The sequence below is a fragment of the Vibrio sp. R10-SG3-ISO10 genome (assembly GCF_059834185.1).
Genome location: NZ_JCBDHG010000006.1, coordinates 14,373 through 41,126, shown reverse-complemented (window position 1 = coordinate 41,126; position 26,754 = coordinate 14,373). Strand labels below are relative to the sequence as shown.

General features: G+C 44.7%; 22 protein-coding genes and 1 pseudogene. 4 read left to right on the top strand and 19 right to left on the bottom strand.

Annotated features, from left to right (window positions below; genetic code table 11):
• Positions 1-127 precede the first annotated feature (127 nt).
• From AC6R16_RS03755 to AC6R16_RS03700, 12 genes and pseudogenes are all read right to left on the bottom strand, one after another.
• Positions 128-992, bottom strand: a pseudogene (locus tag AC6R16_RS03755) (phage integrase N-terminal domain-containing protein).
• Between the two features lie 775 nt (positions 993-1,767).
• Positions 1,768-2,646, bottom strand: a complete 879-nt coding sequence (locus AC6R16_RS03750) for an alpha/beta hydrolase fold domain-containing protein (protein ID WP_500673651.1) — start codon at positions 2,644-2,646, stop codon at positions 1,768-1,770.
• Positions 2,647-2,677: 31 nt separating this feature from the next.
• On the bottom strand, positions 2,678-4,615 hold the full coding sequence (locus tag AC6R16_RS03745; protein WP_500673650.1) for a TonB-dependent receptor domain-containing protein: 1,938 nt from the start codon (positions 4,613-4,615) through the stop codon (positions 2,678-2,680).
• Between the two features lie 151 nt (positions 4,616-4,766).
• Positions 4,767-5,705, bottom strand: coding sequence for a LysR family transcriptional regulator (locus AC6R16_RS03740; protein WP_457867456.1), 939 nt, complete (start codon positions 5,703-5,705; stop codon positions 4,767-4,769).
• Between the two features lie 191 nt (positions 5,706-5,896).
• Positions 5,897-6,049, bottom strand: coding sequence for an EAL domain-containing protein (locus AC6R16_RS03735; protein WP_500673657.1), 153 nt, complete (start codon positions 6,047-6,049; stop codon positions 5,897-5,899).
• Between the two features lie 18 nt (positions 6,050-6,067).
• The gene (locus AC6R16_RS03730) at positions 6,068-7,324 is read right to left on the bottom strand and encodes a site-specific integrase (protein ID WP_500673649.1); all 1,257 of its coding nucleotides are present in this window, start codon (positions 7,322-7,324) and stop codon (positions 6,068-6,070) included.
• An 817-nt stretch (positions 7,325-8,141) separates the two neighbouring features.
• A complete protein-coding gene (gene cyoE / locus AC6R16_RS03725) occupies positions 8,142-9,056 on the bottom strand; it encodes a heme o synthase (protein WP_500673648.1) in 915 nt (304 codons plus the stop codon).
• On the bottom strand, positions 9,017-9,328 hold the full coding sequence (gene cyoD, locus AC6R16_RS03720) for a cytochrome o ubiquinol oxidase subunit IV (protein ID WP_500673647.1): 312 nt from the start codon (positions 9,326-9,328) through the stop codon (positions 9,017-9,019). The genes cyoE and cyoD overlap by 40 nt, the downstream gene beginning before the upstream one ends.
• Positions 9,328-9,927 carry a cytochrome o ubiquinol oxidase subunit III gene (gene cyoC, locus AC6R16_RS03715; RefSeq protein WP_500673646.1) on the bottom strand — a complete coding sequence of 200 codons (600 nt, stop codon included), beginning with the start codon at positions 9,925-9,927 and terminating at the stop codon, positions 9,328-9,330. The genes cyoD and cyoC overlap by 1 nt, the downstream gene beginning before the upstream one ends.
• The gene (cyoB, locus tag AC6R16_RS03710) at positions 9,917-11,953 is read right to left on the bottom strand and encodes a cytochrome o ubiquinol oxidase subunit I (RefSeq protein WP_500673645.1); all 2,037 of its coding nucleotides are present in this window, start codon (positions 11,951-11,953) and stop codon (positions 9,917-9,919) included. The genes cyoC and cyoB overlap by 11 nt, the downstream gene beginning before the upstream one ends.
• 4 nt (positions 11,954-11,957) lie before the next feature.
• Positions 11,958-12,839 carry a ubiquinol oxidase subunit II gene (cyoA, locus tag AC6R16_RS03705; RefSeq protein ID WP_500673644.1) on the bottom strand — a complete coding sequence of 294 codons (882 nt, stop codon included), beginning with the start codon at positions 12,837-12,839 and terminating at the stop codon, positions 11,958-11,960.
• A gap of 597 nt (positions 12,840-13,436) precedes the next feature.
• The gene (locus AC6R16_RS03700; protein WP_500642015.1) at positions 13,437-13,910 is read right to left on the bottom strand and encodes a hypothetical protein; all 474 of its coding nucleotides are present in this window, start codon (positions 13,908-13,910) and stop codon (positions 13,437-13,439) included.
• 332 nt (positions 13,911-14,242) lie between these two features.
• Here AC6R16_RS03700 and AC6R16_RS03695 point away from each other — a divergent pair, with 332 nt between their 5' ends.
• The gene (locus tag AC6R16_RS03695) at positions 14,243-15,997 is read left to right on the top strand and encodes a Na/Pi cotransporter family protein (protein ID WP_500673643.1); all 1,755 of its coding nucleotides are present in this window, start codon (positions 14,243-14,245) and stop codon (positions 15,995-15,997) included.
• A 96-nt stretch (positions 15,998-16,093) separates the two neighbouring features.
• Here AC6R16_RS03695 and AC6R16_RS03690 read toward each other — a convergent pair whose 3' ends face one another.
• Positions 16,094-17,032, bottom strand: coding sequence for a LysR family transcriptional regulator (locus AC6R16_RS03690; RefSeq protein WP_500673656.1), 939 nt, complete (start codon positions 17,030-17,032; stop codon positions 16,094-16,096).
• Positions 17,033-17,132: 100 nt separating this feature from the next.
• Between AC6R16_RS03690 and accD the strand changes: the two genes are divergently transcribed.
• Positions 17,133-18,002 carry an acetyl-CoA carboxylase, carboxyltransferase subunit beta gene (gene accD, locus AC6R16_RS03685; protein ID WP_239855633.1) on the top strand — a complete coding sequence of 290 codons (870 nt, stop codon included), beginning with the start codon at positions 17,133-17,135 and terminating at the stop codon, positions 18,000-18,002.
• A 62-nt stretch (positions 18,003-18,064) separates the two neighbouring features.
• On the opposite strand, the gene AC6R16_RS03680 is transcribed toward accD, so the two are convergent.
• The 6 genes from AC6R16_RS03680 to nrdH form a co-directional block, all read right to left on the bottom strand.
• Positions 18,065-19,774, bottom strand: coding sequence for a protein adenylyltransferase SelO (locus AC6R16_RS03680; protein WP_500673642.1), 1,710 nt, complete (start codon positions 19,772-19,774; stop codon positions 18,065-18,067).
• 84 nt (positions 19,775-19,858) lie between these two features.
• Positions 19,859-20,737, bottom strand: coding sequence for a 6-pyruvoyl trahydropterin synthase family protein (locus AC6R16_RS03675; RefSeq protein WP_500673641.1), 879 nt, complete (start codon positions 20,735-20,737; stop codon positions 19,859-19,861).
• 264 nt (positions 20,738-21,001) lie between these two features.
• Positions 21,002-21,973 (bottom strand): class 1b ribonucleoside-diphosphate reductase subunit beta, encoded by a 972-nt coding sequence (gene nrdF / locus AC6R16_RS03670; protein ID WP_500673640.1) that lies wholly within the window; start codon positions 21,971-21,973, stop codon positions 21,002-21,004.
• A gap of 13 nt (positions 21,974-21,986) precedes the next feature.
• On the bottom strand, positions 21,987-24,119 hold the full coding sequence (gene nrdE / locus AC6R16_RS03665; protein ID WP_500673639.1) for a class 1b ribonucleoside-diphosphate reductase subunit alpha: 2,133 nt from the start codon (positions 24,117-24,119) through the stop codon (positions 21,987-21,989).
• Positions 24,112-24,510 (bottom strand): class Ib ribonucleoside-diphosphate reductase assembly flavoprotein NrdI, encoded by a 399-nt coding sequence (nrdI, locus tag AC6R16_RS03660; protein WP_500673655.1) that lies wholly within the window; start codon positions 24,508-24,510, stop codon positions 24,112-24,114. Before nrdI ends, nrdE begins: the two co-directional genes overlap by 8 nt.
• Entirely contained in the window at positions 24,510-24,731 is a 222-nt protein-coding gene (gene nrdH / locus AC6R16_RS03655; protein WP_004746201.1) for a glutaredoxin-like protein NrdH, read from the bottom strand. Before nrdH ends, nrdI begins: the two co-directional genes overlap by 1 nt.
• 186 nt (positions 24,732-24,917) lie before the next feature.
• On the opposite strand from nrdH, the gene AC6R16_RS03650 reads away from it, so the two are divergent.
• Positions 24,918-25,286 carry a HesB/IscA family protein gene (locus AC6R16_RS03650; protein ID WP_500673638.1) on the top strand — a complete coding sequence of 123 codons (369 nt, stop codon included), beginning with the start codon at positions 24,918-24,920 and terminating at the stop codon, positions 25,284-25,286.
• A 2-nt stretch (positions 25,287-25,288) separates the two neighbouring features.
• Entirely contained in the window at positions 25,289-26,752 is a 1,464-nt protein-coding gene (gene sufB, locus AC6R16_RS03645) for a Fe-S cluster assembly protein SufB (protein ID WP_500673637.1), read from the top strand.
• The last annotated feature ends 2 nt before the right edge of the window (positions 26,753-26,754 follow it).

The window sequence follows — 26,754 nt, the reverse complement described above, 5'->3', positions numbered from 1 at the left end:
AAGTTAGGAAAACTCGGATAAACAGCTAAAAATGTTCTGACTGTGAACATTTTGCTCCTCCGAAAAAGAAAAAAGTGTTCTAACCTAGAACACTTTTTAGATCGGTTGTTGGGATCTAACCTCTAATTCAACGGCCTAGATAAACCGCTGTCACTTCCTCTCGGCCATGCCCTAGCTCTTCGCTTATGATCATTCTGGCTTCATAGTCACGCTGCTTGTCTGCACCACTCAACCCTTTCGTTGACGGGCCTCCCGCAGCAGGAGCGCTATTACCCGTCAACTCAAGGTATCGCTGGTGCGCATACGCATGTCTCAGGCCATGTGCACGATCGAGCCCCATCTTGATACACGCCCGTTCGTATCTACCTAGATGAGTTTTATACGTGTCCTCTCTAGGTATTAGTGAGCCATCCCCCACCCACTTTTTTTATCAAATCGATGAGTTCACGCTGCGCTTGGGTTCTGATTGGTACGGTTCGGGGTCTAGCGCCTTTCGTTTTAGTCAGGACTAAGTGATCACCTTTGTCTGAAAAGCGCAGTATTATCTTCATGCACTCTTCTCGGCGAAGGCCAAAGGCGGCCTGTAATCTGAAGCTTGCTTCTAAATAGCGGTTATTGAGCCTAGATAATTGCTCATTTGATATGTGGCGGGATCGATTGATGTTTGTTACGTAGTGACGTTTTTCTATACCGAGAGAAGCATTGTTAGCAGGTATAAGCCCCGGCTTACCAATTTTTTCTGATAGCCATCTTAGGTGAGACATTCGGTTTTTGATTGTACCAGCCGACAAGCCTTGCGATTGCCAGTGAGTTAATAACTTTACTATGTGTCGACGGCCAAAATTCTTTAGCTCTAAATTTCGTACGTTGAGCTCTTTTAGTTGACTGTCCACCAGCTTGAGCACTTTCTTTCGCTCCGCTTGAGTTGCTTTTGATCCATCTGGGTTTCGGTGTAGTAAACGGGTAATTTGGAAATAGAAATTAGTAGCCATGCGCTAACCCTCTTCTTGATAAATGAAAAATAAAGAGCCGTGTGTTGTCGGCTCTTTCTCTTGTCATTCGAAGGTTCTTATTTCACGGGGGCAGTAGTTAGGTATCAATGCGATTTAAGATTAGTGTTGTTACTCTCGTTCATTTCGACAGAACGCCTATCACTTCTATGAAGTAATTAGGTAATGGAGTGAGACTACTGTGCGGTCAGAAATTCCGAACAATTGAATGACTGTAAGCCATGTGCAATTGCTTAATCCCCAGAAGCCCGTTGGGCTGGTGAGATAAGAATGCGCTGGTAATTAATTGGTTTCTTTTACAAGTAGGCTATGCAGCAATGGCTGCGTATTTATTTCCATTTCATTGTGTGCGATGAGTGTTGAGTATTCAAATTTAGTGACGCTCTCAGCGCCAGTTTGGGTTCGGCGTCATTCGCTGATAATTCTGAGAATCCGCTCGGAAGGTAGGAATGGCGGGCGCTGTCCGTCCTGTCACTCCATGTTTGGAGTGACAGGACTAGCTCACAATTAAGTCAAATACAAAAGGCCGAATAATTCGATAACGTAAACGGTAGATGTCTCGCACAACATGAGTTGTCTCGAAGGTTAAAGACATAGCGACTTTTAAGGATTCAACCATTGTTTATTGCTAAGCAAGGCTCGTATCAATTATTAAAATAAGAGCTCCATAAGAGGAGTGTGAAAAAGCCAATTGCTGTTGCAATTGGCTTAGTATGAAACAGTCAGAATTTTTTAAGCAGCTTATCGATCGAGCCTGTTAATTCGGAAAATGTTTCTTCAAGAAACCCAAAACACGCGGGACGTATTTGTCTGTATCAAAGACGGGAGCACTATGCCCAACACCTTCCTCAATGAACAGTTGATTAGGTACCCTGTATTCATCGAGCTTTGCTTTTAATATCTCACTTTGAGATAAAGGTACTCGCTTATCCAAAGTGCCGTGTAGCTGGATATATGGGGGCATGCTTTCGTTAACATAGGTCGTCGTTGATGCTTGCTTGGCAATCTCTGGGATGTTGCTAGGGATATCCCCTAAGAAGCGAGATACTGACGACTTCTTGCTGGTTTTCTTGCCCCCCTTATTGCCTAACTCAAGTAAATCAGTAGGACCGAAAAAACTCACCACAGCAGAAACCTTATATTTCGGCGGTTCATAGAAATCCACTTGATTGTATGCCGAGTTAGTTGCACCGATAAAGCCCGCCAAATGGCCACCCGCCGAGCGTCCCATCATCACGAGATTATCCGCCTTGATACCGAGCTTTTCAGCATTATCGTGAAGATAGTTCAGTGCATCATTGATGTCTTGAACAGGCTTAGGAAAGGTCGCCTCCCCACTCAAACGATAATCAACCGACGCTAACGCATAGCCCTCATTCAATACCGATTGGAGTAATAATGGGTTCTTTTCTGGGATTGCATCTTTGCTCCCACGTTTCCATGCGCCACCATGCACCCAAACCAACAGCGGGTATTGCGTATTTGCTTCAGCCGAGGGTGTATAAAGATCGAGCTTAATCTCTCTTTCACCTACGGTTTTGAACAAGATGTCTTTCTCTACATTGAACTCCCCTGCGAAACAGGCAAAAGGCATGAGTAATAGGGAGGTCATTACAGACTTAATTTTCGTATTCATAGTTTTGTTCTTCGCCTAAAAGGTAACTCGATCAGAAAGTCGCTTCAGCCGCTAACCAGTAACGTCGGCCATCTTCAATGTAACCAAACTCTTCCTCTGTAGTTTGTTCATCGAACAGGTTGTAAACCGCTGCCATTAACTTCACATTGTTAGTGACACGCCAGTTCGCACCAAGGTCCACGTAAGTAATAGAGGGTGCTAATGTTCTTGTACTATCGCTCGTAATGTTGTTTTTCTCTTCGCCTTGATAGTTCACACGCAGCCATGAAGCAACATCGTCACGCACTGCCCAATCACCGTTAATCGAGATTAGATGTTCAGGTGCTTGAACAAGTGGTAAGCCATCATCTTCGTCACTGGTGCTCTTTTCACTGCGAGTGTAAGTGTAGGTTGCACTTAGTGTGATCGATTCGGTAATGCCCTTAGATACTGAGCTTTCCGCACCATAGCTAAGCGCATCATCAATGTTGATATAAGTGCGGTCACAGCGCCTACTATCTGTACAAGTTGGATCGACAAATTCACTTTCTATTTTGTTTTTGAAATCGCTGTAAAACAGAGTAACGTTTGCAGAAAGATCTCTATCATCGACGTAATATAACCCCATCTCCGTGTTGACTGATGTCTCTGGCGTTAGATCTGAATTTCCATAAATTGCGCAACGGCCTCGACAGCTTTCTTGAACCCAATCTTCATCCATTTCTGTCAGGCTAGGAGCTCGATAGCCGGTAGATACACCACCTTTTAGTGTCCAGCTTGGATCAATGGACCAAACCCCGTAGACTCTTGGGCTAAGCTGCCCATCAAAGATCTCATTGTCGTCGTAACGTAAACCAAGAGTGAGAGCGAATGTATCCGTCAGATACCATTCATCTTCAGCAAATATTGCCCATTGTTGGTTTTTAGAAGTCAGCGATAAACTATTGTCTGTTAGATCCTTTTGCTCAAATGATGCGCCTAGTGTTAGATAATGAGCATCAATAGGCAGGCCTAGCTGAGTATTGATTTGGCTATTTTTGACCTCTTTCTCTGCACCGATATTTTTGACTGTTTCAGTGCTAATAAATGAAGTGCTCGTCCCCCATGCGTAATCACCATCGTGACCGAGACCAACAGATTGACGCTCATATTCTCGCTCGGCGACTTGAGATTCTCGCACCACTGATTTGTCTAGGGTCGTCACTCGCTCTTGGTTGTGATTCGTAAATTCTAGCGTAAAGGTATCATCCGTCGTTGGAGTGAGGTAGACAGACGCTCGGTAGTTATCGAGCGTTTTCCCCGCATAACCGCCTTCTATCTCATCTTCTTTTCTTTCCTGATATAGGCCAGTTACAGAAGCACTCAATAGACCATCGACAATTGGGCCCGCAAGGTATAACTGTCCTTGATGGCTGTTCCCTGATTTTGAGTTTTCTTGAAGCGTCATTTCAGTTCGCAAACTGCCGTGCCACTGTTGATAGTCTTTTCGAGTAATGATGTTAATCACACCACCTAATGCATCTGAGCCATACAAAGTCGACATAGGGCCACGTACGACTTCGATGCGTTCAATCGCACTCAGTGGCGGTAGCCAATCTTGTTCGGTAAATGTACTACCGTTGGTTTGGGTTTCTCGGCCAGACTGCTTTCTGCCATCGACAAGAATTGCTGTATATTGGGCAGGCATACCTCGGATTGAGATGTCCTGTCCATCACCACCACCCGTCACTGTGACTCCAGGGATGTCAGCTAGGGCATCGGTAAGGTCTTTATAAGAGCGGTTTTCAAGTTGTTCTCGAGTGAGAACACTAATTGTTGCGGGCGCTTCTGTAACCAGTTGTTCGTAGCCTGAGGCCGTAACAACCATGGTCTCCATGGTCGTTGTATTGTTGTTACCTGAATGGTTACCCGCAATACTTGCCATAGGTACAGCAAGACAAGCACAAGCGACGGATGTAGACAGTAGAGTATGTGAGAATATAGGTTTCATATTGAGCTAATTTAGAATGTAATTGCATTTAATAACTATTCTCAATTAAACCCGATTCAAACAATCACTGACAAGATAATCTCTATCGTAAAAACAGAATATCACTATCCATAATACGAATAGTTAAGGTTAGATTATCCGCCTAAAGCATTTAAGATAAGGTATCTTTGCCAACATAAAGCTGCTTAAAGATGTCACGTACCCACTCACACATCGGGTCATCGTTAAAGCGTTTATGCCAATATAGATAGACCTCTTGGAAGTCCAACTGCAACTCAGCGGGGACTTCACGTACGATTAAGCGAGGATCTTGGCAGGCTGCCTCAGCAAATGGCGTCGGCAGATGAAAAATAATATCCGTTTCCGCAGCGATGCTGGGGGCAGAACTAAAATTGCTTAGCTGAACTGGCGCTGACAAGCGTTGTTTTTTGTTCGCTAACCCGAGCTCTTGGTACTTATGTTCAAAAGACAGCCGTTTCTCACCTTGCAAAGAAACTTGTCCAAAATCGAAATCAGCGAGTTTTTCGGGGGTAAGCTCTTGGTCAGCCAATGGGTGTTCGCGGTTCATTAACAAGCGGAATGTGCGCTTAGCAACGACCATTCGGTAGATATTTTGCTCTGAACTTGGCGGCTGGTGAGAAGACAGGGCGAAATGAACATCCCCTGCCACTAAGGCATCAAAATGACGTTTTGGTGCTGAATCCAAGCTGACCGTAAGATTCGGAGCTTGTTGTCGAATCTTGGCAATCACCTTAGGCATTAAAGTATTTATCTGCGGAAGAAGCCCATAAACCTTGACCGTGCTCGTGACGGTGCTTGGGTCAAAAGAGTCTTTGTGGGCAAGTTTCTCTAAACTTGTAATGACATTGTTGATGTCATGCTTTACCGACTCCGCTTTGGGCGTCAGCTCATATCCGTATTTCTTGCGTACCAACAATTCGTCATCAAAAAAAACTCGCATTTTTTGCAATGCTCGACTTACTGCTGACTGACTCATGTTTAAAGCCATAGCAGTATTCGATACATGCTTTTCTTCCAGAAGGTGCTTTAAAACAAACAGTAAATTCAAATCAATTTGAGACAAGTTCATGTAAATACGGCCCACAAAGCTTCAGTAAGTGGAATAGTACATAAACTTTGAGAGATTGTGGTAAGTGTTTTTGTAGTGGCATCGTCAATTTGGCCAGCTGACTAGAAGTGCTAAGAGGCATTACAGTCCAGCATTTAAACTCGAAGCTGCCCAACTAGTCACTTAGCAAAGCTACACTGTGATTGAAGCTGCTAATTTGAATGGCTTTCCATGTATTGTTTGAGTGACTCCTTATCTAAAGGCTTACTGAAGAGGTACCCCTGAAACAAGTCACAGCCATATTTGTCGAGCAGTAGTTTCTGTTCCTTTGTTTCCACTCCTTCTGCTACGACTCTCCTAACAATCCGGACTTTTTGAATCTACTAACCAACTTTTGGCTTCACCTCAATCGCCGATACGTGATTCCAGCGAATATCATTTTCTCTCGTGTATATCTTCGTTGTATCCGTATTGGCATGGGCCATCCGTTCAGTTGCGCTTATGCCCTGCTCTTCAATCATTCTGGCCGATAAACCTCGGATCTCATGATAGGTTGGTCGAAGAGATTTCTTAAGGTGATCGTATAGGCCCAAAGAGTCTCTTACTTTGCTGAACTCTTTACTTATATTGTGATGGTGAACCTGATAAAGATGGTCAGTTTCCTTAGAGATACCTCGCTGTAATTGGCGAGGCTTTCTATGCACCACATAAGGGCAGTGAAGCCTTGAGGTTTTAGACAGATCAACAATGTCTTTTATCGCCTGTGTGACAGGAATCGCTACCGCAGAAGTCTCCGACTTTTGGACTTTTTGACGATGGATATAAAGCGTGCCATAGATGGGTTGGCCGTCAATGTAATCTACCCTGCCCTCTGGATTCCAAAGGATGCCACATACGCCTTCTCTAGGCTTCTTGATTCGATAACGCAATCGGTAAATTTCTCGCACAGCATGAGTCGTTTCTAGGGTTAAAGACATTGCGACTTTCAAGAACAGTGGTGCTACTTCATAGATCTGGAGATAGCTTTCGTAATCTAAGTTGTGGCGTGCTTTGGTGTAATCCTCTTTCGACAAACGCCTCTGTTTCTTGTTAAGAACAAAGTTACTCTCTATCGCACTCTCATCAGCCAAATAGGAAAATATCTTTTTCAATTTGCTGATTTTTCCATTTAGCTGTCGATTATTAAGTTCGGCATAGTATTTACCAATGTGCTCATTGATATGCTGTAACTTCAGCGATTTTGTTAAGCACTTACCCATGTGCTCTTCCAACCTTTCGCAGTCACGTTCTAAGTTTCTAAAGACGTCTTTTGAAAGTTTTTCTTCCGCTTTAACACGGGCCAATACGACAGGGAGCCAATCTTTTAATGGCTTATTAAACTTATCTCTACGCCCTTTTGAGATCGCTCTTTGAAATTGGGTTGGCTCATTAAGATCAAAGTCTTGCGTCAATTCCGGCCTGTTCTGCATGTTATAAACATAAGCCGCTTGAATCGCCTCTTGCTCAGTTGTGCCACTAGGGAAAAGTCGTTTAACACCTTCAACTGTTGTAAAGCGAAAACGAAGCTCTCCCCTGTGGCTCATTCGCACAAGAAATGCTGGGTAGTGAGCCGTTTCTTTACTTCTTGCTCGACCTACCATCACGACTCCAGAAATCTAACTAATTCTGAAATACGATCTGCTGGGTTGCCTATATCCTCATCTATACAGACAAGGTATCGGCCTGTGGGGGTTCGAGTGCCGCCCAACTTCCCAATTTTTATCCAATTAATGATCGTGGCGCTGCACATACCAGATCCAGGATAAAACTCCTCAATGTACTGACTCGGTCTTAAGTATCGGATTGCCATGTTCTTCTCCTCACATTTCAAATAATGAAAATTGCTTAAGAAAAACTATGCATGAAATTTTCGGTAAGATTTGTTTTGAGCGGCAATTGGCCACAAAAGCAAATGAAGAAGAGATACGTAAAGGGGCCGATGTCAGTCGCTATAGGGTGGACTTATACAGTAGTAGCGAATCTACAACCAATTGATTTATAAGCTTTTACCAATTCGAGCATTTTCGTATTTAAGACGCCACTTTAAGATACGAAATGCTCTATAAAACAATGAAAACATTAAAAATCAATACCCTACAATTTTGCTTACTACCAACATCGGGGTTTCACCGTTTTTGAGCCCTCAAAAACGCTCTCAATTCTCTTCAACTGCCTGAAGCTAATCACTTTCTCTAATAAATCCCTTTAGATGAATACCCTTTGAGTATTGAGAAGGTAGTGTTTCGCTGTGCGATACAAGACTCGCTTCTATCACACAGCAAGTTTTGATACTTAGGGCCCAAATGGATTCGGCAACGATAGGGATTACTTCGATGTGCAGTCACCGAAGTGAGCGACAACGTCACTACTACTTAGTCGATATCTGATATAGCACCGTATCAACCACTAAGGTTGAGGTTATATAGTCAGAGGGATCAGCTCAAGACCGAGTACGCCACTGACACTCATCACGACCAGTAAAGACACCTTAAACACTGATTTCGACCAATGGACGTAATTGCGTTCGTCGATTGGACGAAACGTGACTCTTGTCCACATCAAACACACCAAGGCAGAGACCGCCAAGTACTCGTATCCGGCGGATCCGAGTAGGAACAAAGCGAGCGAAACTAATCCAAACGCCACCACGTAAGCTTTCATATGGCGCTGAGCTTTATGGATACCAGCTTGCAGTGGCAAAACAGGTATGTTGGCATCGCGATAGTCCTGCATACGGAACATGGCAATTGCATAAGAGTGCGGCATTTGCCATAGGCAAAACATCGTAAACAGCAGCATAGCTTCAAGGCTGATGTAGTTGGTCACAGCTAAATAGCCAACCAGTGGAGGCACTGCCCCCGACAAGCTGCCAACCAAAGTGCCATATACGGATGTTCGCTTGTACCACATGGTGTAGAAGAACACATAGAACACATAACCCAGTAGCACCACCACCGCCGCTAATGGGTTCGCAAGCTGATAAAGCAACACCGTACCACTGAGTAACAGGGCTAGCGCGTAGACAAACGCCACATCAATATTGATGGTACCTTTAACCAGATCACGTTGCCGAGTTCGCGCCATCTTCTGGTCAATATCTCGATCAAATATGTTGTTCACTACGCAGCCGGACGCAATAACCAGCCCAACACCCAATAGTGTTACTGCTAATAGGACAAAGCTGGCAGGCTCAGTCTTAGCGGCTAGGAAGAACCCAGCCGCGACCGAAATTAAGTTCCCAACAATGATGCCAGGCTTGGTAATGGAGATATAACGTTTCAGCATACCCATGCCTACAACTTCATGTTGACGTTCATGTTGTAGATGATCCACACCGAACCAGCGATGAGGATCAAAACTACAATGGTGGTAAACATCAATGAAACCAAATTCCAGCGACCGTCGGAAGTTCTGGCTTCCATATGTAGGAAATACTTAAAGTGGACAAAGATCTGCACGATGGCACAACCAAACAAGAGCACATAGGTTGCACCATCAGGCAAAGATTGCGCCCAAACAAAGTAAAACGGGATGACGGTTAGAATCAACGATGCCACAAAGCCTTTCACGTAATCCGATGCACCGGTTTCTAGATACTGTTCCATTACATGCCCCCCAAGAGATAAACGATGGTGAATACACAAATCCAAACGATATCGAGGAAATGCCAAAACAAACTCAGGCATTGGAACCGCATCGACATGTTCTCATTCAAGCCTTTGGTAGATAGTTGGTGATAACACACCGCTAACCAAATCAAACCAAAGGTCACGTGTAAACCGTGCGTCCCAACCAACGTAAAGAAAGCCGATAGAAACGCACTTTGCTGTGGACCATAACCTTCAACAATCAGATGATGGAACTCATACACTTCCATGCAAATAAAACCCAAACCAAGTAAGAAGGTTACTTTTAACCAACGTTTTAACCCGGTTACATCATTGCGTTTGAGGGCGATCATGCCAAAGCCAAACGTGATGCTGCTAAAGAGCAGCAATATGGTTTCAACAAACACGAAGGGCAACTCGAAAATGTCTTTACCTGTGGGACCAGCAATCGATGCGCTTTCCAATACGGCGTAAGTCGCAAACAACGTCGCGAACAATACGCAGTCGCTCATCAGGTACACCCAGAAGCCAAAGAGCTTGTTACCTGTAGCATCATGGTGGTGTTCGTGGCCATGAACGGCAACATTAGTTTGCATACGTTACCTCTAGATCATCGTTGTTTTCATTGTCTTTCACTTGTTTCTTTTTCGCCTGATCCAATTGCTCTCGACGCTGTGCTTCAATCGCTTTTATCTCGTCAACTTCCACGTAGTAATCCACATCCTCGTTGTAACTGTGTTCTATACACGTCACGATGATGCCGACGAGGCTCGCAGCGGCAAGCCACCAGATGTACCAAATCATTGCGAATCCAAACGCCAGTGCCCAGGCAGACACATAGATGCCAGTTGGCGTGTTCTTCGGCATATGGATACGCTCATATTCCACTGTTTTGGTTGGGTCAAAGTCCCCGTTCTGTTTTTGGTACCAGAACGCGTCTAACACGTCACCTTTCGGTAAATGTGCAAAGTTATAGAACGGAGGTGGTGATGAAGTCGCCCATTCGAATGTACGCCCTCCCCACGGATCACCCGTTAAATCGCGATTCTGCTCACGATCACGCACACTGACATAGAACTGAACAAACTGACACACCACACCTAAGGCGATCACAGCAGTACCTGCAGCGGCCACGGCCAACAGCGGGAAGTATTCAGGGTTGAGGTCTTGGCTTAAACGACGTGTCATCCCCATAAAACCCAAAGCATATAGTGGTAAGAAGGCCATAAGGAAACCAACAATCCACAACACAAACGCGCGTTTACCCCAAGTTTCGTTAAGGGTGAATCCAGTCGCCTTCGGGAACCAGTAAGTGATAGCGGCGAAACAGCCAAATACCACGCCACCAATAATAACGTTATGGAAGTGGGCAATTAGGAACACTGAATTGTGCAACACGAAGTCAGCCCCCGGAACCGCCATCAATACGCCCGTCATTCCACCGACGGTAAAGGTAATCAAGAAGCCCACCGTCCACATCATTGGCGTTGTAAAACGGATACGACCTTTATACATCGTGAACAGCCAGTTAAAGATCTTCACGCCAGTTGGGATGGAGATAATCATGGTGGCAATTCCAAAGAAGGCATTCACATTTGCGCCCGATCCCATGGTGAAGAAGTGATGAAGCCAAACGACAAACGCTAAAATCGTGATCACTATCGTTGCCCAAACCAACGAGGTATAGCCAAATAACTTCTTGCGTGAGAAGGTCGCGGTCACTTCAGAGAACACACCAAAGATAGGCAAGATCAGAATATACACTTCCGGATGACCCCATGCCCAAATCAGGTTGACATACATCATGACATTGCCACCAAGATCGTTGGTGAAAAAGTGCATGCCCAAGTAGCGGTCAAGCGTTAACAGCGCGATGGTTACTGTCAGAATCGGGAAAGAAATGATGATCAGGATATTGGCACACAAGGATGCCCAAGTGAACACCGGCATCTTCATCATTGGCATCGATGGCGTACGCATACGCAAGATGGTGGCAAAGAAGTTCACCCCAGTCAGTGTGGTCCCTACTCCTGAGATTTGCAAAGCCCATATCCAGTAGTCTACGCCGACTCCCGGACTGGCATCGATCCCAGACAACGGAGGGTAAGCCAACCAGCCAGTTCGGCCAAACTCACCCAAACCTAGCGACATGTTGGTCAAGATCACTCCGACCACAAACAGCCAGAAGCTAAGGTTATTCAAGTAAGGAAAAGCTACGTCTCGGGCACCTATTTGCAGAGGAACAATAATGTTCATCAGACCAATAACCAACGGCATCGCGACGAAAAAAATCATGATTACGCCATGGGCGGTAAAGATTTGATCGTAGTGATGAGGAGGTAAATAACCGCTCTCACCAGCGGCAGATAGGAGCTGCTGACTGCGCATCATCACCGCATCAGCAAAACCACGGATCAACATAACCATCGCCACCGCGATGTACATAAAGCCCAGTTTTTTATGGTCAACTGAGGTAAACCATTCGTGCCATAAATATTGCCACTTACCCGCTTTGGTAACAGCGGCCACAATAGCTAAACCCACTAAGGCAATCACCGCTAGTGTGACGACAATAATCGGTTCGTGATAAGGGATTGAATCAAGTGTTAGTCTTCCAAACATGCGATTATCCTTGGTTTTCCGGCAAGCAGTTCATGGAACCCGGATGCTGGGTCACGATGTCAGTGAATAAAAATGGGGGCACGCTCGAGAACAGAGTCTTCGGCTCTGCAACCGAGGGCGCGGCCAATGCACGAAACTGCTCCCAGTCTTCGATTCGATTAGGGCTGGCTTTCACCTGCTGCACCCAGTTAAGGAAAGCAGTGCGATCTTCCATGGCTGTTGCGGTGAACTTCATGTGTGAAAAACCTTCTCCGCTGTAGCTTGAGCCAAAACCTTTATAATCCCCTGTATGGTTGGCGATCAGGTTGAGCTTGGTCACCATGCCCGGCATAGCGTAAATTTGCGTGCCAAGCCGAGGAATAAAGAACGCGTTCATGATGTTGTCGGACGTCAGTTTAAACTGAACAGGCACATTTTTTGGGAACGCGACGTAGTTGACAGTGGCAATGTGCTCATCCGGATAGATGAACAGCCATTTCCAATCAAGCGACACCACCTCAATGGTCATCGGAGTAACGTCACTGGCGATCGGCTTGGAGGGCTCGAGTTCGTGGGTTGAGCGCCATGTGATGGTGGCAAGGATCGCGATAATGATAATGGGGATCGTCCACACCACGATTTCAATTTTTGTTGAGTGCGCCCACTCTGGTGCGTACTCTTCGTTGGTGTTTGACTCGCGATAGCGATACGCGAAGTAAATTGTCATCAAAATCACTGGGATAACGACAATTAACATCAGCAGTAGTGCTGTAATGATTAGTTCTTTTTCTTGAACGCCAATACTGCCCTTCGGGTCAAGTAGTGCAGAATTGCACCCCGAGAGGATAAGTATGGTGCCAAGCAAACTTATCCTCGCAAAGAGGCGTGTGTACCTTGAAACTTCCATTCACTTTCTCAAAATTTTTCCGACTTTTGGTAGTACCTAAAGGTCGGTTGTTATAGTCATTAGAATGCTTATGTGTTGAGGATGTAAGATTGTGAAGAGCAAAATGTAGGGTTTTCAATCACACCACTGAGTTAAAAGCCCTGTGATTTATATGGATTAATTGTTACATTTTGAAACACATTGTTACATTCGGCGCATTATGCTGATCTCCAATAAGAAACTCACCCGCTGAAATTGGAATCTAATCTTCTAAGAATGAAAGACAGTCTCAGTGATGAGGTCGTACGAGTTTCAGATCAACATTGACGTGCTACAAGGTAAAGCCATAGCCAATAAGGGATAGCCACCTCTTGCCTAACAGCCGATAAGTTGGAAGTAGGCACACTTTACTCCGCTTAGCTAACGTTCACTGTGGGTGCAAAAGTGTGATCTGTTTTAAATTAATGAATTCACGCAGTAATTACATGGTATTGAAGCGAGAAAGCCTAAACGCCCACCATTCATTGACATAGATAATAAATGCCGCCCTGATGGTGAGGAGGTGTTAAAAGCTGTTGGCTAAGCTTTCAATATTACCAACAGCTTGGAGGTAGGATTCTATTCCGGAGCTTTAAAAGACATATTCAAGTTAAACAGATAGTTTGCCGTCTTAAACATTGGGTCGCTATCTTGCTTTTGTTCATGCTTGGGATTGGTTTCAAACACACCTTCCCATGTCATATTCTTATCCTCATCACACGTTACTTTTCGCGCCATAACTATCTGATTGGGCGGAATAGCGTTACAAGCAATTTCCATTTGTGTGTAAGCATTGGGTAAAGCGGCATGCTTCCCTTTCTTGTAGAGTTCTTCTACCACATCGACCGATTTATCGTCGGTGTATAGAGCATAAACGTACCCACCATACAAAGATGCATACTTCATCGCTATCGTAATATCTTTTGAAGTTGAAATACCCCCTATCATCTGCCCTCCATCTTGGATCTGAATCCCCCCTTTAAAGCGCGGCTTGAAGCCCACGGAAAAGATGGTTGAAGGGGGACGAGTATCAGCTCTATAGACTATACGCATACGCTGTTTGTCTCCTTGTTGCGAATGATTTAAGCGGTGTAAAAGGTCTGTCAGCACTTCTAGCTGAGTTAACCAACAACCCGCCAATAAGAAACAAGTTTAATATACACTAACTTGCTATTCCAAGTATCTCTGAGTTATCTAGCACTGTTTCTATCACAAAGCTAGGTAACAACAAACAGATGTTGTTTTGATTCAATAACTTTCAATTACCACGATGGCACAAGTTGGAAGTTCTTATTAGCCGATATAGGACAAACAAGATAAAGGAGATGTACATACGGAAAGCAGCATTTCACCTATGCTTATAAAAAACAATAATAAGTGTCGATATGAAATTCTGCATTCTGCTTACTCTACTATTACTCCCTTTCTCATCTAACGCATCCATCACTGAGCCAGATCAACTGGATTACTTTTCCATGATTATGGGGCTATTTGGTGGCTTGGCAATGTTTCTGTATGGCATGGAAAAAATGTCTGATGCCTTAAAAAGAACCGCAGGCAGTCGTATGAAGCAGGTTCTTGGTACATTGACTACAAATCGAATGAGTTCCGTTGCAACTGGTGCCGGACTGACTGCCGTTATTCAATCATCCTCAGTAACAACCGTGTTGGTCGTCGGCTTTGTCAGTGCTGGTTTGATGTCCTTAAACCAAGCAGTTGGCGTAATTATGGGCGCAAATATCGGTACCACCGTCACTGCTCAGATTATTGCATTTAAAGTCACCAAAGCAGCCATGGCAATGATCGCGATTGGTTTTGCAATAGAAATGACCTCCAAACGACAACAGAACAAAAACTACGGCAATATTATTTTTGGACTGGGATTACTATTTTTGGGTATGAACCTGATGAGTGAAGCCATGTCTCCCCTGCGGGTTTTTCAGCCCTTTATCGACTTTATGGCAAGAATGGACAACCCAATTTTTGCGATTTTACTGGCCGCTTCGTTCACTGCCTTAGTCCAGTCATCGTCGGCGACCACAGGTATTGTCATAGTCCTTGCGAGCCAAGGCTTTATTACGCTTGAATCTGGCATCGCAATGTCGATGGGAGCCAATATCGGTACATGTGTAACAGCACTACTAGCAGCTATTGGTAAAAGCACAGAAGCAAAGCAAACTTCTGCTATTCATCTTTTATTTAACCTTATCGGCGTTGTTATTTGGCTACCTGTAATCAGTCTTATCGCGTTCGCGGCTACCTCCATATCCCCCAGCCACCTTGATTTGGATGGTATAGAGCGCCTTGCCGCAGAGACACCGCGTCAGATAGCTAATGCAAATACCATGTTTAATATCGCTAATACACTAATCATGCTCCCATTTAGCGCCTTATTTGTTGCCGCTGTTAAAAAGCTAGTGCCGCACCACACTGCAAAAAAGGAACACAAAAAAATCCAGCTTAAGTACATAAAAAAGGAATACTTAGCAACGCCTGATATCGCCCTAGAGCAAGCACACTTAGAAATTGGTCGACTTGGCCGTCGCGTGACCAATATGGTTAATCGTCTTCCTCCTTTGGCAGACCAACCTAAAGATGAAAACGACAAAAAAGCTGTTAGGCAAACACTACGCGAGATTGAAAAAGTAGAGGATGAAGTAGATATCTTGCACGCCAAGATCCTTTCTTACTTGGGTAAGTTACGCCAATCTCCACTTAGTCAGAATGAAAGTCGCAATCAAATCAAGTTAGTCAGCATCACAGACCAATTGGAAAGTATTGCTGATCTCGTGGTCAACAACATGCTACCTCTTTGCTATAAGGCATTAGATGCCAACATTCAAGCCAGCCCTGAAATGCGCGATACACTTGATCGTACCCATTCGAGAGTCAATCAAGCACTCCTCGATAGCGTCAATGCGATACGCCGAGAAGACACCCAGCTCGCCGAGAGTGTGCTCAACGCTAAACGTGAAATTAATGTACTTCTTGAATCGATTCTCGAACTTCAAGCACAAAGACTCTCTCAAGCTACGGAGAAAAGGTTGGACATTTTCCGTGTACAAATGGAGTGGGTAGAAGCACTAAAACGCATTTACACTTTGAGCAAACGTATTGCCAAATTACAGTTGAGAAAGTAACACCATCTGTCTTCAGTGATAATATTCGTTTAAACCTTGTCAGCTCATAGATATGGGTAAGATTTGCGTTGTCAGCTTGCGAATATGCCGGAGCAATCAACCCTTCTCGTCACGTATACTTAGGGATTTACCAGCGCTAATGAGTCTGGCTTGTCGTTGCATATACTCTATAAACACAGGGATCTTTTTGGCGACATGTTTTCTAGACGCGTAGAATGCATACAACACAAGATCTTCAGGTTCGTATTCTAGATCGACAACTTCAAGCGCTCCAGATTCGATCTCGCTCGTACAAGATTCTTCAGCGAGTATCGCGAAACCCAACCCCGACAACGCCCCTGCTCTAGCGAGGTTGCCACTATTTACCTTAAATGATGATTGGACTTTTTGCGTTAACAAGTCACCGTCACCCTTTTTGAAAGTCCAAGGCGTCCCGTTGAGAGCCGACAAACTACTGATACATGGCACATGTTTTAAGTCTGTGATTTTGTTAGGCCTCGTGTAGCTCTGTAACAGCTTCGGCGAAGCAACAACGACACTTGACCAACGTTTGATTTCCTTCGCTATCCAGCTGCTGTCTGCAAGCTTTCCTCGATTAAAAGTTAACACTATATCAAAGCCATCAAGCAAATCTTCTTTTGGGCTGACGCTCGTGTCGCAACAAAGTGAAATAGCCGGATGCTCTGCACAAAACGATGCCACCACCTGGGATAAAATTGGTGAATCTGGCATTAATACTCTCAGTTCCCCCATCACATCATTAGACGTTTGCATAACCTCGAATAAAGCATCGTTCAACTTCTCCAAGAGTGGTTGAGTTCGTAGGTAGAGAGCTTCTCCCGCTTCGGTAGGAAAACTTCGACGTGTCGTTCGATCAAACAATCGAGTGGCGAGCTTTTCCTCAAGCAAAGCAATATGGCGGCTGACATTTGATGTTGGTAAGTCCAAAAACTCAGCAGCTTTTTTGAAACTATTGCTCTCATATACACAGTGAAAGCTCTTTAGCCATTTCTGATCAATATCCCCAAACACCATCAATCCCAATTTGTTGGATTTACAATCCCAAATAAGCCACTTTATTACCATATTTGGGCTTATACAATACGAGTTTGATTAATACTTAATAAGATGGGTTATGAATTGGTTAGATAAGCTGCTCGATAAGAAACGCATTATCGGTGCGCAAAAAGCATCGATACCAGAAGGTGTTTGGGAAAAGTGCCCTGAGTGCGAACAGATTCTCTACCACTTAGCGCTAGAATCTAATTTGGACGTCTGCCCTAAGTGTCATCATCACATGAGGATGAGCGCCCGACGAAGATTAGAAACATTTCTAGATAATGGGAGCAGCACTGAAATTGGAGTTGAACTAGAACCGAAAGACATACTCAGTTTTAAAGATCGAAAGCGCTACAAAGAACGTCTCGACCTTGCGCAAAGAGAGACGGGAGAAAAAGATTCGTTGATCGCGATGAAAGGCACTCTTGTTGGTTTGCCGGTTGTTGCCTGTGCTTTCGAGTTTAATTTTATGGCTGGCTCAATGGGCTGCGTAACGGGAGCACGCTTCGTTCGCGCTATTGAGGAGGCAATCAATGCCCACTGTGGACTCGTGTGTTTTTCCGCTTGCGGAGGCGCTAGAATGCAAGAATCTTTGATGGCTTTACTGCAAATGTCCAAAACAAGTGCCGCATTAGATCGCTTAGCCCAAAAGGGGCTACCTTATATTTCTGTCCTCACTGATCAAACTTTCGGTGGTGTTTCCGCCAGCCTAGCGATGCTGGGCGATATTAATATCGGCGAACCAAATGCCAGAATCGGTTTTGCTGGTCGTCGTGTCATTGAGCAAACGGTTCGAGAGAAACTGCCTGAAGGCTTTCAACGTAGTGAGTTTCTTCTAGAGCACGGTGCTCTAGATATGATTGTTGATAGACGAGAAATGCGTGAGAAAATAGCAGGACTGCTTGCCAAGATGACCTATAATCCAGCCCGCGAAAAATTCTCTTAACTTCGTAATTGATAAAGTTCCCACAGCGCTAGTTATGCTATAACTAGCGCTATTCAAAACGGCTATGATGAACAGCTGTAATGAGACACACCACCAGCGGCAAAATACTCCATCGGTCTGAGCTGATAGTATTTTGCTTCAACCTCTTCAGATTGCTCATCATACGGGTTAGCCAGAATGCTTTGCAGTTCTTGGATTAGGCTAAAGTCCCCTTTCTGCGCTTGTTCATAAGCCGGAACAATCAACCACTCTCGCCAAGTATACTTAGGGTTCACCTGTTTCATTTGGCGCGAAACATCCTCAAGGCTTTTCTCCCCAGCCGAGCTCAGTAACTCTCGCCAAGATTTAAGCCACTGATTCCACGCCAGTTCTAACTCCTCGCTTAATTGCGCATAGAAGCATGCAGATAAGTCAGACACCTCTGTTGGGATCTTAGAAAGTTCGCGGAAGAAGATAGTGTAGTCAACATGGCTTTTGATCATCAAAGCGAGCAGTTGGTTAAATAGATCGCTGTTTAGTGCCTCTAAACCGAGCTTAGATGCCCACATACGGCTCGCTTTCGCCTGCATAACTGAAGAAAAACCTTCAACAATTTGTTCCAGCTTTTCTAACGCATCCGGTTGCGATTGCATTAGAGGTTTCAAGGCACCACAGAATGTCTCGAAGTTCTTCTCGGCGGCCTGAGATTGGTTAAGAAAGGCGAAATGACGACCACCACCAGTCCAAGGTTGGAAAAATGGTTCAAAGTACTCGCAGAATCCGAAAGGCCCATAGTCTAGGGTAAATCCGCCCACTGAGCAGTTATCACTATTAAAATTACCCTGACAGTAACCGACACGTAACCAGTTAGCGATTAGAGAAGTAAGCCTGTCTCTAAACTCAGTCGCTAGAATCAGTATTTTTTCAGCCAATGGTAAGCTGGAGTCAATTTGCTGTTTGTACTCTCTTTCGATGATATGCAACACCATCATCTCTAGCTCAACCAACGCGTTCGGATGCTCGTTCACACGTGCTCTGCGGCTAAATAGCTCTAGTTGCCCTACCCGCAAAAATGAAGGCGCAACCCGAGTCGAGATAGCAACCGGATTAGCGATCATAATATCTGGATTCTCTGACCGTGAACCTTCACTGTACCAAGGGCGATCAACCGTTTCCGTTTGTGAAGCAAATAGGCTCAATGAACGTGATGTTGGGATCCCTAAAGCATTCATATACTCTTGCGCTAAAAACTCGCGAACGCTTGAACGCAATACCGCTCTACCATCAGCTCCGCGGCAATACGGTGTTGGGCCGCCACCTTTGAGCTGCATTTCCCAACGCTTGCCGTTCAATACCCCTTCGAAAACCGATACAGCGCGACCATCACCATAACCGTTCCCCGTTTTGAAAGGACACTGATCGATATATTCATTGCCAAATATGGAAAGCGCATAACCCGTCGCCCACCCTATCGTTCTCATCGGTGCAGGCACGTTAGTCACGTCTCCAGAGAACAGTTGTTTGAACGCTTCTGTTTTAGCTAAACGATCATCAAGACCTAGCTCACGAAACAACTTTTGGTTGTGAGCAATGTAAACAGGATCTGCAATTGGCGTGGGCATCACTGGTACATAATGCCCAGAGAACACTTGTCTCGGATAAAAGTCTAGGCCATCTTCCGTTGCATCAGGATCAGGAACAAGCGAATTCAACAACGAATAATCTGCGGCTTTCGCAAGGTCATTCAGTTCAAGAATGCGTGCAGAAGTTTCTGTACCTGCTTTATTACTCATTGCGCTACTACTCCATGTATTTTAAAGACCAAAAGTGGTCATACGTCCATCACTAGCAAAAAGTATCAACGCTAGTTCAAGGTTTTATCGAAAAGCCATCGCCCCTTTACCTACACCTTCATAAGCGATAACTTGTAATGATTGACCTTCTGCAACCGTTGGTTTTACTTCATCAGCAATGTAACCCGCTAATAGCTCAACCGTTGTATCCGTTGGCAGAATTTCAGTTTCACTTTTGGCGATGGCAAGCTCAAACTCACCCTGCGGCGCTGTGTATCGGAAACCATAATGGCTTTCGTCGGAAATTGCCTTAGCACCTTCGCTTAGATTCAGCGTTGAAACAGAAACCTGGTCTTCCTTTGAACCTAAATAGATATCTTCCCAGCGTTTGGCAAAAGCCACTTCTTTGTCGTTGTCTCGCTCCCCATCGACAATAATTTCGATTGGTGAACGGTGTCCGTGTGCGATACGTTGGCAGTTACCATCGTGCTTTTTCAAACCATGCGTGTAATGGTAGAAGGCACCTGCAATATTCTCATGACGCAGGGTAATTTCCAGCCCTGTCACATTGCTAGGCAGGTTGTTTCGCAGAATCTGGTATACGTGTTTAGTAATGCTCTCGATGGTGACGGCTTCAGCATCAATCAAGCAATACGCTTCATTCGGGCAGTTTAGGTGGATACTCTTCTCACCACGCAGAACGTCAAGTGTGGAGTAACCCGATTTACTTGGTTTGTAAACGATAGCCGCGTTTTGCACTGGGATAAGCAAACGATGATCGACAAACTCATCAACGAGTTGTTTGATTTGCTTCTTCACCCTACCGAAATCCAACACCATACTCATTTCATTAAGCTCACCAGACATGATGACATCGACTATCCAGCTGTCTCCGACGACTCCTCTCTGTTCACAGATGTATGAAGAATCGATAACGGTGAGATCTCTTACAAATAGGTTCAAGTTGAACTCCTTACTGCTTTAATGAGATACGGGAGGCTGATTATCATGTCAGCAGGCACTTCGTCTCATTGTTTAGGGTGAATAAAATGGAGTGGCAGAATGTATCAACGACTATATAAAGTCCACCTTTTTCATTGCTACCTATTAAGAAAAGAACAAAGTCTATACAGTTGCCACTGTAACTAGCCCAAGATACGGCAAATAGCCATAAATTGGGCATGGAAAACAGCGTATGAATGCAAGAAACGAAACTGAGTTTAGGCCTTAAAAATCCCAATCTTCGTCTTCAGTAGCGACAGCTTTGCCTATAACGTAAGACGAGCCAGAACCGGAGAAGAAGTCATGGTTCTCGTCTGCATTTGGCGACAACGCTGCCATAATGGCAGGATTAACCTGACATAACTCATCAGGGAATAGAGGTTCAAATCCAAGGTTCATCAAAGCCTTATTCGCGTTGTAGTGTAGAAAGTGTTTTACATCTTCTGTTAAACCGACTTGGTCATACAGTGACTCTGTATACTGGCTTTCAATTTCGTACAAAGAGAACATTAAGGAGTAGGCTTCGTCTTTGACCTTAGCTTGCTCTTGTTCCGTCAGTTCGTTAAACGCTAACTGGAACTTATAACCTATGTAGTAACCGTGAATGGCTTCGTCACGAATGATCAGGCGAATCAAATCTGCTGTATTGGTCAACTTTGCTCGGCTCGACCAGTGCATCGGTAGATAAAAACCGGAGTAGAACAAAAAGCTCTCAAGAAATACACTCGCCACTTTTTTCTTAAGTGGATCGCCTTCAGCCAGATAGTCTTCAAGCACTAATTGAGCTTTCTTTTGCAGTAACGGATTCTCTTCAGCCCAACGAAATGCTTCGTCGATCTGTGGTGTAGTGCACAAGGTCGAGAAGACCGACGAATAGCTGCGAGCATGCACAGCTTCCATAAAGGCAATATTCGTTAGCACAGCTTCTTCATGGGGCGTTCTGGCATCTGCCATTAATGCTGGGGCGCCCACCGTATTCTGAATCGTATCGAGCAAGGTTAGGCCAGTAAAAATTCGAATGGTTAATGTCTGCTCTTCTTCAGTCAGTTGTTTCCACGTCTGAATATCATTGGATAAAGGCACCTTTTCTGGAAGCCAAAAGTTAACCGTTAATCGGTTCCATATTTCAAGGTCTTTATCATCTTGCATTCGGTTCCAGTTGATAGCGCGAACCGGTTCAGCGTATGTAGTACTCATGGTTGTTCCTTGTTTACAGAGAGCAAGAGACGCAGCCTTCAATTTGCGTACCTTCGAGCGCTTTTTGGCGCATACGTATGTAATAAAGCGTTTTGATCTTCTTCGTCCACGCATAAATTTGCGCTTTATTGATATCACGAGTCGTGACTTCATCACTGAAGAAGAGCGTCAAAGATAAGCCCTGATCGACATGCTCTGTTGCTGCAGCGTAAACATCAATAATGGCTTTAGGACCAATCTCATAAGCATCTTTGAAGTACTCGAGGTTTTGGTTATTGAGGTATGGTGCCGGGAAGTAAACGCGCCCAATCTTGCCCTCTTTACGAATCTCAACTTTCGCTGTCACCGGGTGAATAGAAGCCGTCGCATCGTTGATGTAACTGATTGACCCTGTTGGTGGAATCGCTTGAAGGTTGCGATTGTACAATCCAAACTCAACAACCTTGGCCTGCAGTTGTTGCCATTCTTCAACGGTAGGCACGCGCATATCGAGTCGCCCAAACATCTCTCTGACGGTATCCGTCTTAGGCGAATAGTCTTTCTGCACATACTTGGTGAAAAACTCACCGTTAGCGTATTGAGATTGTTCAAAGCCAACAAATACTTGCTGTTTCTCTTGAGCCAATTTGTTTGAAGCCGTTAAACAGTGGAACAAAGTGGCGGCGAAGTAAGCACTGGTAAAGTCGATCGCCTCTTCGCTGTCATAATGAATCTGCTCTCTAGCTAGAAATCCGTGCAGGTTCATCTGACCTAAACCGATAGCATGACTTTCATCATTCCCTTTGCGTATCGACGGCACACTGTCTATCGCACTCATTTCAGAAACGGCATTGAGTGCCCGAATTGAAACCTCTACCGTATGAGCTAATTGCCCACCATCTAGAGCTTTAGCAATATTAACCGAACCTAAGTTGCAGGAGATGTCCCGCCCTAAATGCTGGTAGCTCAAATCATCATTAAAGTAAGAAGCCTCGTTAACTTGCAAAATCTCGGAACAAAGATTCGACATGTTAATGCGTCCCTCAATCGGGTTGGCAGCGTTTACCGTATCCTCAAACATGATGTAAGGATAACCAGATTCGAACTGAATTTCGGCCAGCGTTTGGAATAAGCCTCGCGCAGGAATTTTGCTCTTGCGAATGCGTGGATCGTCGACCATTTCATGGTATTTCTCGCTCACGCTGATTTCAGAGAAAGGCATACCATAGACTCGCTCGACATCATGTGGTGAGAACAAATACATATCTTTGTTCTGTTTAGCTAACTCCAGAGTAATATCCGGGATCACAACGCCTAGACTTAGTGTTTTGATACGGATTTTCTCGTCTGCGTTTTCTCTTTTGGTGTCCAGAAACTGCATAATGTCAGGATGGTGCACATTCAAATACACCGCTCCGGCACCTTGGCGAGCCCCGAGTTGATTCGCATAAGAGAAGCTATCTTCTAGCAACTTCATAACAGGCACAACACCGGAACTTTGATTAAGAATGCCTTTGATCGGTGCCCCTTGCTCGCGCAGGTTACTTAATAACAGTGCAACGCCTCCCCCTCGGCGGGACAGTTGTAATGAAGAGTTAATCGCCCTACCGATGCTCTCCATATTGTCTTCGATGCGCAGCAAAAAGCAGGAAATCAGTTCGCCACGACTCTTCTTACCCGAATTGATAAAAGTAGGAGTCGCTGGCTGAAAACGCTGAGAAATGATCTCTTGCATGAGATCGAGAGCGAATTCTTTATCTCCCCGAGCAAGTGTCAGCGCCGTCATCACAACACGATCTTCAAAACGCTCTAAATAACGTTTTCCATCGCGCGTTTTCAGTGCATAAGAAGTAAAGAATTTGTAGGCACCAAGAAATGTTCTGAAACGGAACTTAACTTGATAAGCGCGATCCCATATTTGCTGCAAAAACTCTCTATCGTATTGTTGTAAGACTTCTTTTTCGTAATATCCCTCATTGACGAGGTAATCCAGCTTTTCACCTAGATTGTGAAAAAAGACTGTGTTCTGGTTGACGTGCTGTAAGAAGAATTGTCGAGCGGCCTGTCGGTCGGCATCAAACTGAATACCGCCTTGATCATCAAGTAAATTAAGCATGGCATTGAGCGCGTGGTAGTCCAACGGCTCGGTGCTGAATTGGTTATCCATGGTGTTTCCAAAATTGTTCTAATCCCTGCTGCACGGCTTGGACATCGTGCTGGGTTCCCGAAAGTTCGAAGCGATAAAGCACTGGGACATGGCATTTATTCGCAATTATTTTTCCAGCCTGAGCAAACAACTCACCAAAATTTCGATTACCAGAAGCAATGACACCCTTTAGGTGAGCACGGTTTTCCGCTTGATTGAGTACTTTGATCACCGATTTTGGTACGGCACCACGCCCTTTCCCGTCAGCATATGTCGGGCAGATAAGAACATAAGGCCGACCGATAAGCAGCGTGGGTTCGTCTTCGCTGATAGGAAGTCGAATCGCTTCAACATCTAACCTCTCAACAAATCTCTGGGTATTACCCGAAGCGCTGGAATAATAAACAATCATTACGCGATCTGGCTGATCATATCTGGGCGAAAACCAGACCAATGACGTTCACCTGCTACGACGACAGGCGCCTGCCTATAGCCCATGGATTGCACCGACTCCATCGCTGAGTCATCTAATGTTAGGTCTACAACTCTATGAGCAATACCCTTCGCTTGTAGTGCTCGAACCGTTGCGGTGCACTGAACGCACTGGGGCTTAGAGTATACGATGATATCCATATTTGATTACCTTTTGTTAAATTTTGTAATGATAACCATTATCAATTACATCCATATATAGTATTGCTAGATCTTACTTTGTCAATATGTAGTACAGATTAGCATTCTCCACAATAAATTCATGGTTGATAATGAAATGATAATCAATATCATTCTCGTAAATTTAAGAACAAAAGGAACTTTGTAATGAGTATTCCAAGTTCAAATTCTACTCAAATATCTATTCATGACATGGAGTGGCAAGGTGTCACGCTGACCGAAAACGCAGCCAAAAGAGTTGCGCTTTTGACGCAAGATGGGCATCACTTTTACCTCAGCGTTAGGCCGTCTGGATGCACTGGTTTTGCCTATGAAGTGAAGTTGGTAGAAGAGATTTCTAGTGAAGATTTGAGATTTGAGTCACATGACACGCCTTTTTATGTATCTCTGTCCGCGATGCCAATGCTAGACGGCACAGAACTCGATTTTGTCCGTCAGGGCTTAAACAGCACTTTTGTTTACAACAACCCCAACGTAAAAAATCTTTGCGGATGCGGTGAAAGTTTTGGAGTTTAATCATGTGTGCAGTTGAGACACAGCCTGAAGTAGAAGAACTCTTCCAAAGCCGTCACTATAAGGAAGGTTTCTATACACAGCTTTCCTCCGACACGCTATCAAAGGGGATAAACGAACAAGTTGTTAAAGCTATTTCAGCCAAACGCAATGAGCCAGATTGGATGCTTCAGTTTAGGCTAGATGCCTTTAGGAAATGGCAACAAATGGAGGAGCCGCACTGGCTCAAAGCTGACTACCCTAACCTCGATTATCAAGACTACAGCTATTACTCAGCACCAAGCTGCGGCAGCTGTGAATCTGACTGTAATGATGACGGACCAAATGAATACCTGACCAAAGAAGTTGAAACCGCATTCGAGCAGTTAGGTGTTCCAGTTCGTGAAGGGGCTGAAGTTGCAGTCGATGCCATTTTTGACTCTGTTTCAGTCACAACCACCTATAAGAACGAGCTAAAAGAGCTCGGAATTATCTTCTGTTCATTCAGTGAAGCAATTCAAGAACACCCGGAACTCGTCCAGCAATATTTGGGCACAGTCGTACCACCAGAAGATAACTTCTTTGCTGCATTGAACGCCGCTGTCGCCTCTGATGGTACCTTTGTTTACATTCCTAAAGGGGTACGTTCTCCGAGAGAGCTATCGACTTACTTTCGAATCAACCAAGCCAAAACAGGCCAATTCGAGCGTACCATTTTGATTGCCGATGAAGATGCGTATGTCAGCTACATTGAAGGCTGCTCTGCCCCAATGCGCGACACCTATCAGCTACACGCCGCAGTAGTAGAAGTAATTATCCATGCCCGAGCAGAAGTGAAATACTCAACAGTACAAAACTGGTTCTCTGGCAAAGAAGATAGCCAAGGTGGCATCTTAAACTTTGTCACTAAGCGAGCGGTTTGTGAAGGTCGACACAGCAAAATGTCATGGACTCAGTCCGAGACAGGTTCCGCTATCACTTGGAAATATCCAAGCGTCATTCTTAAGGGTGACTACTCCGTTGGTGAGTTCTTCTCAGTTGCTTTAACCAACGGGAGCCAACAAGCCGATACTGGTACCAAGATGATACATATTGGTAAGCATACCCGTTCAACTATCATCTCCAAAGGGATCTCTGCGGGTAAGAGCGAAAACAGTTACCGAGGCTTGGTAAAAATATTACCCACAGCAGAAGGCGCAAGAAACTTCACGCAATGTGATTCCATGTTAATTGGTACAGATTGTGGTGCTCACACCTTCCCTTACATCGAAGTAAAAAATCCATCAGCACAAGTTGAACACGAAGCCACGACATCAAGAATTGGTGAAGACCAGCTCTTTTACTGTGTGCAACGCGGCATCAGCGAAGATGACGCTATTTCAATGATCGTAAACGGATTTTGTAAAGACGTATTTTCAGAACTACCCCTTGAGTTTGCTGTTGAAGCACAGAAACTGCTTTCAATCAGCCTCGAACATAGCGTGGGATAATC